The 13,299-nt window shown below is 68.4% G+C and carries 7 protein-coding genes; 6 read left to right on the forward strand and 1 reads right to left on the reverse strand.

Features of this window, described 5'->3' with window-relative positions:
• The first annotated feature begins 353 nt into the window (after positions 1–353).
• The 4 genes from O2L52_RS11055 to O2L52_RS11070 all read left to right on the forward strand — a co-directional run bounded on the left by O2L52_RS11055 (position 354) and on the right by O2L52_RS11070 (position 3,688).
• Positions 354–788: an STAS domain-containing protein gene (locus tag O2L52_RS11055; protein ID WP_270115450.1), complete on the forward strand. Its 435-nt coding sequence runs from the start codon at positions 354–356 to the stop codon at positions 786–788.
• On the forward strand, positions 785–2,137 hold the full coding sequence (locus O2L52_RS11060; RefSeq protein WP_270115451.1) for a PrsW family intramembrane metalloprotease: 1,353 nt from the start codon (positions 785–787) through the stop codon (positions 2,135–2,137). Before O2L52_RS11055 ends, O2L52_RS11060 begins: the two co-directional genes overlap by 4 nt.
• 472 nt (positions 2,138–2,609) lie before the next feature.
• A complete protein-coding gene (locus O2L52_RS11065) occupies positions 2,610–3,116 on the forward strand; it encodes a tRNA adenosine deaminase-associated protein (RefSeq protein ID WP_270115452.1) in 507 nt (168 codons plus the stop codon).
• A gap of 44 nt (positions 3,117–3,160) precedes the next feature.
• Positions 3,161–3,688, forward strand: a complete 528-nt coding sequence (locus O2L52_RS11070; RefSeq protein ID WP_344471700.1) for a nucleoside deaminase — start codon at positions 3,161–3,163, stop codon at positions 3,686–3,688.
• Positions 3,689–3,971: 283 nt separating this feature from the next.
• On the opposite strand, the gene O2L52_RS11075 is transcribed toward O2L52_RS11070, so the two are convergent.
• Positions 3,972–6,122, reverse strand: a complete 2,151-nt coding sequence (locus O2L52_RS11075; protein WP_270115454.1) for a (Fe-S)-binding protein — start codon at positions 6,120–6,122, stop codon at positions 3,972–3,974.
• Between the two features lie 253 nt (positions 6,123–6,375).
• Here O2L52_RS11075 and O2L52_RS11080 point away from each other — a divergent pair, with 253 nt between their 5' ends.
• A complete protein-coding gene (locus O2L52_RS11080) occupies positions 6,376–9,423 on the forward strand; it encodes an FG-GAP repeat domain-containing protein (RefSeq protein ID WP_270115455.1) in 3,048 nt (1,015 codons plus the stop codon).
• A gap of 157 nt (positions 9,424–9,580) precedes the next feature.
• Entirely contained in the window at positions 9,581–13,189 is a 3,609-nt protein-coding gene (locus O2L52_RS11085) for an FG-GAP repeat domain-containing protein (RefSeq protein ID WP_270115456.1), read from the forward strand.
• The last annotated feature ends 110 nt before the right edge of the window (positions 13,190–13,299 follow it).

Here is a 13,299-nt window from a genome sequence, read left to right on the forward strand (position 1 = left end):
ATCGACCGCGGCATGGGCCCCCGGTTCAAACCCTGGCATAGGGGTGCGACAACGCTGTGGCCGTCCGTGTTCGAAAACGGCCTCGGCGCATGCTGAAGAGGATCGACCGCGGCATGGGCCCCCCGGTATAAACCCTGACACGCGGGTGTGACAGCGCAGTGGCGCAGGGTGTTCGAGCGACTCGCGCGCATGCTGAAGAGGTTCGACCGCCGATTGGGCCCCCGATTCAACCCTGACATCAGGGTGCGACAACGCGTAAGGGCGCGTGTTCGAACAGCAAGCGCGACAAGGTTTCGCGTTCTATCCGGCGCCGGGGCTCCTGCTTTCGGGGGAAACCGGTTAGGGTTGGACCCGTGACGCACCAAAAGCTCGACATCTCGGTATACCGCGAGGCGAACGAGACGATCGTGGTGCTGACCGGCGAAATCGACCTGCACACCGCGCCCCGGCTCTCCGCGGCCGTGGACGCCGCCCTGGTGGACGACCCCGTGCGGGTCGTCCTCGACATGCAGGGCGTGACCTTCTGCGACTCCCGCGGCCTCGGCACGCTCGTCGTCCTCGCGCGCGCCGCGGCCCGCGCCCGGGCCGTGCTCGTCCTCGCGAACCTCGGCGACTTCCTCAAGCGCCTGCTCGCCGTCTCCGGCATCGGCGAGCACTTCGTCATCCGCGAGCCCGCCCCCGAGGGCGCCGACAGCCCCGAGCTGGGCCTGAGCGACATCGAAGAGACCGGCACCGACAGCGGCCAGAGCTTCGGCAGGCCGGAGTCCGGCCAGGAGCCCCCGCGATGACCCTCACCACCACGGCGCAGGCGATCCTCGGCGCCGCCGCCATCCTCGCGCTCGGCGGTATAGCGCTCGCCTGGGTCGGCCTCGCCCGCAAAGCCACCGGCGTCCTCATCGCCGGCACCTCCCTGCTCTTCGCCGGCGGCGCGACCGTCCTCGCGTGGGCCATCGTCGAAGGCGCCGGCGCGGAGGCGTTCGCCGTCGGCCTCGCCGCCGCGATCCTGCCCGCCCCCGTCCTCGTCGGCACGTTCCTGTGGCTCGGCCGCTACCGGCGCCGCCCCTGGCTCGTGCTCGCCTTCTGCTTCGGCTGGGGCGCGTGCGTCGCGACCGCGATCTCCCTCATCGTCAACACCGGCGCCTCGATCCTCCTGGACAAGAACGACCTCGACCCGAACCTCGCGGCCGTCTTCTCCGCCCCCGTGATCGAGGAGATCACGAAGCTCCTCGGCCCCCTCCTCGTCTACTGGGTCGCCCGCCGCCACCTCACCGGCACCCTCGACGCCATCGTCTACTGCGGACTCGCCGGGGCCGGGTTCGCCGTCGCCGAGAACGTCCTCTACGCCTCCGGCGCGTACCTGAACGGCGCCGAGAACCTCGACGCCGCCGCCGGGATCGCCCAGGTCACCATCCTCGTCGCCGTGCGCGGGCTCGCCACCATGTTCGCCCACCCGCTCATGACCGGGCTCTCCGCGATCGGCCTCGGCAAGGCCGCCCGCAAGCCCGGACGCAAGGGCCTCCAGACCGTCTGGATCATCGGGATGCTGCTGTGCGGCATGGGGCTCCACGCCCTGTGGAACGGCTCCTCCGTGCTCGGCGTCAACCTCGACATGCCCGCGCTGTGGTTCGCGCTCTACCCCGCGTTCCTCGCGCCCCTGTTCTTCACCATGGTCGGCGCGGCCCTGTGGCTGCGCGCCGCCGACGCCCGCCGCAGCCAGGCCGCGCTCGCCCCCATGGTGGCCGCCGGGCAGGTCTCGCCGCCTGAGCTGGCGTCCCTCGCGACGTTCTCGCGCCGCGCCGCCGCCCGCGCCTGGGCCTACCGCCACGCCGGGAAGCCCGGCGAGGCGGCCATGAGGGACTTCCAAAGGGCCGCCTCCGATCTCGCCGAGCAGTACGACCTGGCGTCCATCGGGCGGCCCTGGGACGACCGGCGCATCGAGCACGCCGTCCACCGCATGAACGCCGCCCGCACCGTCTACGCCCGGGCCGACCGGTACATGCCCCCCGCCCTCTGGGACGGCCGGCAGTACCACATCACGTTCCCCGACGGCCAGATGCGGGCCGTCGAAGCACCGCCGCAGCCGGTGATGCCACTACCGGTGGCGCCCCCGCCTGCGTACCCTGTCACGTATGCATGAGGGACCCATCGGGCCCACCTCCTGGGCCGGCCCCGAGGTGCACCCGCCGCGCTCCGGCAGGCCCCGCTGGCGGGAGCCCCATCCAGTCCGCGTCGGCCCCGTAGCGGCCGGCTCGGCACTGTCCGGACTGTGGGTGCTCCTGTGGCTCTTGGCGTATGCCAGAAGCACTGGGGAGTCCCTGCCCACGGGGGCGGGCTTCGCCTGGGTGACTTTGGCCGCGAGTACGATCGGAGCGGTCGTCGCAGCGCTGCTGGCGCGCTACGGTGACCGCGGGGCCGCGGTCGGCGTAGCGGCGGTCGCAGGGACGGCCGCTGGCGTCACGGGGCTCTCATGCGAGCTGTATCTTTTGCTGACCGGCGACTGGATCCTGTGGTTACATCAACCGCAGGTCGCCACATCCTTCAGTAGGTCGTATCGAACGGCTGCCCAATCGGGCCGCAGGTTCCATTGAATGAGAAGACGGGGACGGATCGTGTCGTATTTCGCTGTGGCTGTGGGCCGCGAGGGCGACGAGTGGGAGGCCTCCGAGGTCGACCTCGACGCTGTTGCCGACGTCGAGGACGCGGCTGAGGCCATGCGTGAGGCTTTTCCTGACGCCGACCTGACACTGCTGTTCGTCGATGCCGACGACGAGTACCTGACGGTGATGCGCCTCGACAACGGGGACGACCTGCGCACCTTCGGCTCTGACGCCGAATACGCGTCGCAGTCGCGTCTGGGCGAGGCGCTCCTGGGCGACCTCGAGCCCGAGGGCACCGAGGAGATCGACACCGAGGACGAGGAGTCGATCTCGGCCCGCCCGACCGAGCTCGACGCCGAGCCCGTCGGCGAGGCGGACGTGCTGAGCGACCTGGGCGTGCCCGGTTCGACCCTGCTCGCCCTGTGCGCCAAGGAGGGCATGCTGCCCACCGACGTCGTCGCCGAGGTCGCCAAGACCATCGGCTTCACCGAGGCCCTGGAAGACGCCATCGGCTCTTAGCTCCGATCCCTGTGCAGTCCCGCCGCGAGGTCCACGAGCACTGGATGCGCCGCGCCCTTGAAACCGCGCGCACCGGAGGCCTCCCGGCGGAAACCGAGCCCCGGCCGGGCGTCCCGGCACACCCGGCCGACACTCCGCTCGCCGAGCACCCCGACGTCCTGGCGCCGCACCGCCAGGACCTGCCCGTGGGGGCCGTCGTGATCGGCCCGGACGGGAGCGAACTCGCCGCGGCCGCCAATGCCCGTGAGGCCCTAGGCGACCCGACCGCGCACGCCGAGGTGCTCGCGCTGCGCGCGGCGGCGGCCGTCCACGGGGACGGGTGGCGGCTCGAGGGCTGCACCCTCGTGGTCACCTTGGAGCCGTGCACGATGTGCGCCGGCGCGGCGGTGCTCGCCCGTGTGGGTGAAATCGTGTTCGGCGCTTGGGAACCGAAGACGGGCGCGGTCGGCTCCCTCTGGGACGTCGTGCGCGACCCCCGCCTCAACCACAACCCCGACGTCTACGGCGGCATCCTCGAAGCCGAATCCGCAGCCCTCCTGAGAGGGCACTTCGGGCGAAGCCCGAACAGGTAGGGGAGCGGGCGGAGCCCGAACCGGTAGCGAAGCAGGCGAGTCCGAACCGCTAGTGCGGCACTGACGGTGCAATCCCGGCGCTAGCCTTCAAATCGGACACCTTGGGACCCCCGATTCAATTCTCGCGCGGGGGTGCGACATCGCCCCGCGACGCGGGCGTTTCTCGGCCCCGGCCTTCAAATCGGACAAGCGAAAGACCCCCGGCCTGGCGACGCTTGCGAGCCGTAGATTCGCAAGGCCAAGGATGGCACGGGGGTCTCACACTCTTCCGGCTCTCTCGGCGCTAGTCCGCCGCCACCGCCTTCTCCTGCCGCTTCTCCTGGGTCCTCGCGAGCAGCTGGGCGATGTCGATGACCTCGACGTCCTCGTGGCCCGCGTCGGCGACGCCGTCGCGCAGCATCGTGGAGCAGAACGGGCAGCCGACGGCCACCGTCTTGGCGCCGGTGGCGACCGCTTCGTCGGCCCGTTCCCGGTTGACGCGCTTGCCGAGCGGCTCCTCGAGCCACATCCTCGCGCCGCCGGCGCCGCAGCAGAACGAGCGCTCCTCGGTGCGCGGCATCTCGGTGACCTCCGCGAAGGACCCGAGCAGTTCCCTTGGCGGCGTGAAGATCCGGTTGTGCCGTCCCAGGTAGCAGGGGTCGTGGTACGTCAACTTGCCCTCGTGCTCCTCCACCGGCGTGATCTTCCCGGCGTTCACGAGGTCGTTGAGCAGCTCGGTGTGGTGCACGACCTCGTACTTGCCGCCGATGTCCTCGTACTCGTTGCCGATGGTGTTGAGGCAGTGCGGGCAGGTCGCGACGATCTTGACCGCGCCGACCTCGTTCAGCGTCTCGACGTTCTGCTCGGCGAGCATCTGGTACATGAACTCGTGCCCGATGCGCCGCGCCGAGTCGCCCGTGCACGTCTCGGCCTCGCCGAGGACCGCGAACTTCACGCCCGCGTCGTGCAGGAGCGTCGCCACCGCGCGGGAGGTCTTCTGCGCCTTGGGGTCGTACGCGCCGGCGCAGCCGACCCAGTACAGGTACTCGAAGTCGCCGCCGGCCTCGGCGATCGGCACCTCGAAGTCGAGCGGCTCGGCCCACTTGAGGCGGTGGGCCGGGTTCTCGCCCCACGGGTTGCCCTTGTTCTCGAGGTTGCGCAGCATCGTCTGCGCCTCCTCGGGGAAGTCCGACTCCATCATGACCATGTTGCGGCGCAGGTCGAGGATGGTGTCGACGTGCTCGATGTCGACCGGGCACTGCTCGACGCACGCGCCGCAGGTGGTGCAGGACCACAGCACGTCAGGGTCGATCACGTTGCCGATGATGTTGATCTTCTCGTGCGGGTCGACGGCTTCGCCCCCGCGCTCCTTCGCGATCGCCGCGGCCTTGAGGTACGGCGCCTGCTCGTACAGGTGGTCGCGGAGGTCGGTGATGAGCTTCTTCGGCGAGAGCGGCTTCCCGGTGTTCCATGCGGGGCACTGCGACTGGCAGCGCCCGCACTCGGTGCACGTGGAGAAGTCGAGGAGGCCCTTCCAGGAGAAGTCGCCGATGGTCGCGACGCCGAACGGCTGCGTCTCGGGGTCGGCGGTCTCGAAGTCGGCGGGCTCGCCGTCGATGAGCATGGGCTTGGCGGCGCCGAGCGAGACCGCGCCGTCGGCGTTGCGCTTGAAGTAGATGTTGAAGAACGCGGTGACCCGGTGCCAGCCGATGCCCATGGACGGGATGAGCGCGAGCATGAGGAAGAACGTCCAGGAGACGAGGATGTCGAGGCCCGCGGTGAGGGTGATGGCGTTGAGCAGCGCATCGTGGGACGCGTCGCTCAGGCCGCCCGCAAAGAGAGAAGAGACCGGCGAGGACCACTCCGGGACCTTGTCGAGCGCCACTTGGAAGGTGCGGACCGCCATGTGCGAGAGGACGATCGTGAAGATCGTCGCCTCGATGTAGAAGGCCATCCACTGGCGCGATCCTTCGAACCTGGACGAGGAGCGCCGCTGCCCGGCGTCCGAGGCGGTGCCCTGCGGCGGCACCCGGTTCGCGCGGGGCTGCCTGACCAGGCGGACGACGAAGAGCGCGAAGATGGCCAGTCCCGTGAGGACGGTGAGGACCTCCGCGAACAGGAGCCACGGCCCCCAGTGCCCGACGATCGGCAGGCCCCACTCGGGGTTGAGTACCTCGAAGTACGACTGCGCCAGGGCCGGGGCCAGCAGGAAGAACCCGAAGAACACGGCCCAGTGCGCGAGGCCCACCCCCGTCCACTGGAGCATCCTGGTGTGCCCCAGGGTCTCCCGCAGCATGGTCTTCACCCGCGTCCCGCGGGCGCCCTTGCGGGTCTTGTCGGGCGCGCCGAGCCTTATGAGCTCGAGCATCCCCAGTCCGGCCCGGACGAACAGCCCGATGGCGACCGCGGTGTACGCGAACGCGATCGTGGCCGTGACGATTTGGACGACTCCCATGGCGACCTCTCGACGTGCTGTCTTCACGACAGTGCGGTGTTCCCGATCACGATACATGTTACTGGTCAGTAGCCATCTGGTTGCACCGGCCCCGTCGCCTCGGGCAGTCCGAAAGCGGAACGATCCCGCCTCGGATTCCGGTGACTTCCAGGTGAACTCCCTGCAACCGGTATCTCGCAGTGCGCGTGTAAACAGCACTGGATCTTTCCGGTTCCATAACCCCAGCTCAACGGCTAACTGAACAAGGAGCCCCATGTCCCCTGATTCCCCCAGGGCCCGCCGGGCAGGCTTGCGCCTGCTCGCCGCAGCAGCGGCGGGATGCACCGCGGCGGGCGCATTCGCGGTCCCCGCGGCCGCGGTCGACATCCCCGGCATCGAAGGCGACCCGGTCGCCAGCGTCCAGCTCGCGCCCGACCTCGACGGCACCGAGATGGTCTCGAGCTCGATGACCGTCGACTACACCCCGGCCGTCTCCGGCGACACCGCGACGCACGCGGTGGTCACCGAACTCGTGTTCGACGACCCTTACGGCGTCCTCGACATCACCACCGCCGACCCGGCCTGCGACGTCTCCACCCCTGCGTCGATCACCTGCACCGCCGACTCCGGGTCGCACACGGAGTTCCTGTTCAACGCCCTCCCCGCGTTGAGTGCGGAAGACGGCACCATCGGCTACACCTTCAAGGCCACCGTCGACGGCACTGAGGTCAAGAACGCCACCGGTGACTACGCGGTCGTCGCCGACTACGACGTCCATCACCCGTACGCGCACGGCGACGTTGTGCGCACCGACGTCACCAGCGGGGCGAGCAGTACTTTCGTCACGGTGAACCCGGTGATCTACCAGGACTTCGACCTGGCCCCCACTGCCGCGGCGGCAGTCGTCACGTTCACCCACCCGACGACGCCTGTGAACGGGATAGACACCACTGACCTGATTACGTCGAGCACCCACTACGGGAACTGCAGGGCTGCTTACGAAGGCTCCGGCACTGCGCGAGTGCGCGTCGGCGTCTCCTGCGTCATCACCGACCTCCCGGACGCCAAGGGCCAGTACCTGACCCTCACCAAGAACCTCAACTACTTCATGGATCAAGAACTGGTGGGTCCCCTGGAGCTGTGCGGGTGCACCTACAGCATCGAGACGATCGACGCTGCCACGCTCGCCTCGGAATACGACAACCTTTCATGGGTCTCGCCCACCGCATCGAAGATCGGGCTGACCACGACCACCGCTGGTTGGGAAGGCGCCGAGGACTCGATCGAGTACTACTCCGGCGACGTCTCCCTCACCACAGTGGACAACACCTACGATCTCGACCTCGATGAGACCGTCATCAGCGGCGTGGTCGGCAACACCGTCACCATCACCACCGAGGTGGAGAACTCCGGCCTGGCCGTTGCCTCCGACCTGAACCCAGATGGCGCCGGATACCTGTTCCGCGGGCAACTGCCTGAAGGGATCGAGCTGATCCAGGCCAACAGCAACAACCGGGCGGCGTGGGACTGCTACAGCCCCGACGAACTCGCCGCAGTCTACGCTGAGACCTCCGATACGCTGCTCGACCACTTCGACTTCGCCTGCGCGCTCACCAGCGTCTCGACCAGCCGCGCTATCGCATTCACCTTCACTGCGAAGATCGCCGACACCGGAGCCGTCCAGGGCGCGATCGAGATCGGCGCGATCGACGCCGGTGCTGAGTACGAGGCTGACGTCGCCACCGACTTCGCAGTCATCTCCACCGACCTCACCGAGACCCGGTACGACTACAACCAGGACTACAACGAAGACCTCTTCGTGATCCGCAAGTCCGACGGTGCGCTGCGTTTCTACGCAGGCACGGACGCCGGGGCCCACGCGTCGGCTGTCACGGTCGGATCTGGCTGGGGCAAGATGGACATCGTCATGGCCGGCGACCTCACCGGGGATGGCCTGTCCGACCTGCTCGTCCGCGACAACCAGACAGGGACCCTCTATACCTACCCGGGCAAGGGCGACGGCACCCTCGGCTCCCGAATCACCGTCGGCACTGGCTGGGGCAAAATGGGGCAGATCGCCGTCGGCAACTACGACGGCGACGGCAAACCCGACCTCCTCGCCACCGCTTTCTCAGACGGCAACATGTACCTCTACCCAGGTCTGGGGAACGGCAAGTTCGCCGCCCGCACCCTGTGGAGCGAGTGGTGGGACGGCATGGACGTCATCACCACCGCCGGTGACGTGGACGGCGACGGCTATGACGAGTTCCTGACCCGTTGGAACTTCACCGGTTACTACTACCTCGTCTCGCTGACAAGTGAGACCGTGATATTCGACCAGAGCATGGGCAACCATGCCGAGCTTCGCCGGTATGACCAGGTGATCGGTGCTGGCGACCTGAAGCGCGATGGCATGCTCGACTTCTTGACGGTCGAACTCAGCACCGGGAGGCTGCTGCGACAGACCCTCATGAGCGGCAGCTACACGGTGGACAACGCAATCGGGAACTCAGGCTGGAACTCTGTCCGCCTCCCCGTCGTGAACCTCGACCGGACCTACGACTACGACGGCGACGGGTTCTCCGACTTCATCGCCCAGCGCAAGTCCGACGGCGACCTCCGCCTCTACTTCGGCACAGGCAACGGCCACGCCACGCCCTGGGTCTTCTGCGCCGACTGCGACGGCATCACCGGGCTGTCCGCGGGCGGCGACTACGACTCGGACGGCCGCCTCGACGTGGTGTACCGCGCCTACACGGGCGGGCTGTACGTCATCCAAGGAGTCGACGACGGCGAGCACTACGGTTTCGACGGCACGGACATCTACGTCGGCTCGGGTTGGAACGCCATGGGCGACATCAGCGGCGGGCACGACTACACAAGCGACGGCAGGGACGACCTCGTCGCCCGCCACGCCGCGACCGGGACTCTGTACGTGTATCCGGGCAAGGGCGACGGGACCTTCGGGACGAGGATCAAGGTCGGCACCGGCTGGAACGGCATGCGGGAGACCAGCGCGGTCGGCGACCTCGACCACGACGGCTATGCCGACCTGCTCTCGATCTCGAAGTCCGACAGCTGCCTCTACCTTTATAAGGGCAACGGCAACGGTACGTTCAAGTCGAGGGTCAAGATCAGCTGCGGTTGGGGCGGCTACGACGCCATCACCGGCGTGGGCGACTTCAACCGCGACGGCCATGCCGACTTCATCACCCGCCGCAAGTCCGACGGGGCGCTCTTCCTGTACCCGGGCAACGGCGCCGGCGGCACCGGGGCGCGCAAGCAGATCGGTACCGGCTGGAACTCGATGATGATCGCCTGACGGCCAGATCATGAGTGAGCAATGAGGGGAGCCCCGCGTCAGCGGAGCTCCCCTCATGTCGTCGCAAGTGTGCAACCGTTTCCAAGTGAATCGCGTGTAAACGAAGCCGGTACACGGCCGAAAGCTCGACACCCCTTGAACCCCCCTGGATACCTAAATGAATGACGCCTCCCCCGAGAAGCCCCGCCGCCGCAGGCACGGCCGACTGGCGGCCGCCACCGCGGCAGCACTTGGCGCGACGCTCCTCGTCTCCCCCGGCGGCACCGCCTCCGCTCAGACCGGCGTCGACTGCGACGCGCTCGGAGACGACCCGCTGGATCACAGCATCGCGGGCGCCTTCGACATCGCCGTGGCCTGCGGCGTCGAAGTCCGCATCGCCAACCGCTCGGAGCCCTACTCGACGATGTACGTCACGTCGGCCGGACAGCTCCACGTCGTCGCCACAGCCGCCCCGGCCGGCGCCATTCGCGAAGACGGCACACCCGACGCGACATTGATGGAATGGGACGGCGGACTGACGCTGACCGAATCCCCCTGGTCGTTCTGGCTTTCCCACACCGACAAGACGCAGCCGCTCTTCTTCACTTGGGGCGGCGCGCTGGACTGGGCGGGCGAGGTACCGACGCCTACCTACGCGGACACCACGGCCGTCTACGAGGACCTGGCGGCAGGCCTGGACCTCAGCGTCGACATGGACGTGGCCTCAGCCGAGCTTCGCTTCACGGTAGACAGCGCCGACGCCTGGCAAACGCTCGCGACCGGCATGGCTCTCGACGCCGAGGTCGACCCCGTCCTCGAAGACGGCGCTCTGAGCATGCCGCTGAGCGTCTACGGCGAGGACTACGAAGTCCGCACAGCTCCGTTCTCAGCCCTCGACGCAGCCGGCGAGTTCAACGCAGTCGGCCTCGACCTCGACGGTGACGACACTCTCACCCTCAGCCTGCCCGAGGGTGCGCTGGAGGACGCGGTCTTTCCGCTGACCGTCACGACTCAGTGGGCCTACAGCGGATACGGCATCGGCGAATGGGGCGTCGTCTCTTCAGCCGCTCCCGACCTCGCCGCTTACCGCGGCACCGGAGCGGGGACGGAGTCGAGCTTCCTCGAACACTCGGGCGCGAGTGGCGACGCCGGGGTCGGTCCCTACTGCGACCGATTCGCGGGCCCTGACTGCGCCACCACATCGGAAGCGGCCTCGTACTGGAGCTTCCGATCGGTCCTGAGGACCGACACCCTCAGGAAACCCGACTACAACTACGAGTGGTCCTTCCCCATCGACGAAGCGACGTTCTCGATCGATCTCGCTGCCGATGAGCACGGCATGTTCGCCTGCGCCACCCCCGACCTGGTTCCAGTCGCGGGCTACAGCCCGGCCGTCACCTGGAACGACCGGCCCGGTGCCATCGGCGACGCCGCACCCGCGGACTGCGAGGACGAGGTCGTCACCTATGACGTCACCGGACCTGTGAGCAGTGCATGGGCCGACGCCTCGGCCTCGTCCGAAGTCGCTTTCGGTATGACCGAGAGCGCCGAGGCGGTGCGTTTCCACGGGGCCTCGGCTCGGCTCGATGTCTACTTCGACATCGTGGGACTCATCGCGAACACCCTCTGCTCCAAAGACGCCGCCGATCCTTCCGTCAGCTCCTCCCTCAGCAGCGCGGTCTGGACCAGGATCTGGCGCGACGATGTGCTGGACCTCGACTTCAACTGGTCGGCCGTGATCCGAGACCAGGCTTCCGGCGAGGTTGTGCTGACGACCGAACCCGCTCCCCTCCCGTTCCAGGGCGGACCGATCGGGGCCCTGCCGAACACCCTCCCCGACGGCCGCTACACCGTGGTCCACACGATCGAATCCGGTGCCTCCGGATATACGCGCACCTCGCCGACCTGCTACTTCGTGGCGGACCGCGCTACCCCGGAGATCGTCGGCATCGAAGTTGAGCCGGGCCCGCACCTGGTCGGCGACACCGTGGACGTGACGGTGACCGTCGCCGACAACGGGTTCCCGGACGGCTTGAGTGAACTCGACGTCTTGCTGCGCTACGCCCACGACGACATGCCCGTCGTCGACCAGGCGACACTGACCAGCGGCACCTCCGCCGAACTGCAGGTGAAGCTGACCGAGACCGCGTACCGGTTCTTCGTCCAGGTCACGGACCAAGGGCACAACAAGGGCACCCTCGCCTATGAGGGATACGTACCCGCCACTTACTCGCACAACGACTTCGACGGCGACGGGCACCAGGACACCGTCGCCGTCCGCAAGTCCGACGGTGCGCTGATGCTCTACTCGGGCAACGGGGACGGGACCTTCGACGCCGGCGTCTCGAAGGGCGGCGGCTGGGGCGGGACCGACGTCGTCATGGCCGGCGACCTGACCGGCGACGGTCGGCCCGACCTCCTCGCCAGGGACACCCGGAACGGCGAACTGTGGACCCACCCCGGCAACGGCGCGGGAGGCCTCGGTTCGCGCATCCTCGTCGGCGGAGGCTGGAACGCCTTGGGTGCCTTCACTTCCGGTGGTGACTTCGACGGCGACGGCAAGATCGACCTGCTCGCCGTGAACAAGGCGAGCGGAACGCTCGACCTCTATCCCGGCCTGGGGAACGGGACGTTCGGCTCACGCTCCGCGGCCGGCACCGGGTGGGGCGCCATGGACACCCTCGCCGCAACCGGAGACCTGAACGAGGACGGCAATACCGACCTCCTGGCCCACGACTCGCGCAACGGCCAGTACTACCTGTACCTGGGCGACGGCAACGGGGGGCTCTATGGAAGGTCCGGCATCGCGGCATCGCTGGACGGCTCGGGTTCCGACCGCTACAACCAGGTGATGGCCGTCGGCGATGTGGACGGCGACGCCAAGGAAGACCTCGTCGCCGTCGACTCCCGCACAGGCGAGCTGGAACTCCACTCGCTCAACGGGAACGGCACCGCCGTGCACGCGGGCAGGGTCATCGCGACCGGCTGGGGCGGCAACCGCCTCGCAGCCGTCAACGAGGAACGCGCCTACGACTACAACGGCGACGGCGCTTCCGATTTCATCGCCCGGCGCAACTCCGACGGCATTACCTACCTGTACCCGGGCAACGGCTCCGGCAGCCACGGGACCCGCACTTCATGGGGGACGGTCCTCAAGGGCATGACCCTCATCGCGACCGCAGGCGACCTGAACGGCGACGGATTCTCCGATGTCCTGGCCCGCACCTCGGGCGGCACGCTGTACCTCTACCCGGGCACCGGCTCGGGCGCACTCAACGCCGCGGGCCGGATCACCATCGGCTCGGGCTGGAACACGATGAGCACCATCAGCGGCGGACACGACCACAACTCCGACGGGAAGGCCGACGTCGTCGCGGTCGCCTCCGACGGCACGCTGTACCTCTACCCGGGCAAGGGCAACGGCACGTTCGGTGCCCGAAAGGTGATCGGCTCGGGCTGGACCTCGATGAAAGAGGTCACCGCCGTCGGCGACCTCGACCACGACGGCCACGCCGACCTGCTCGCGGTCCGGAACGCCGACGGCTGCCTGTACTTCTACGGCGGCACCAGCACCGGCGCGTTGAAGAGCCGCGTCAAGGTCAGCTGCGGCTGGGGCGGCTACGACCAGATCACCGCGGTGGGCGACTTCAACCGCGACGGCCACGCCGACTTCCTCACCCGCCGCAAGTCCGATGGGGCCTTCTACCTCTACCCGGGCAACGGCTCAGGCGGCACCGGGTCTCGCACGCAGATCGGTACCGGCTGGAACACCATGACCATCGCCTAGCAGTGACGATCGACAGGGGCCGGCCTGTATTTCTACGCCGGGAAGACCTACGGGCACTTCGAAACCCGCGTCAAGGTCGGATGCGGGTGGAGCGGGTACGACGCGATCAC

The sequence above is a fragment of the Glycomyces algeriensis genome (assembly GCF_027622855.1).
Lineage (GTDB): Bacteria > Actinomycetota > Actinomycetes > Mycobacteriales > Micromonosporaceae > Glycomyces > Glycomyces algeriensis.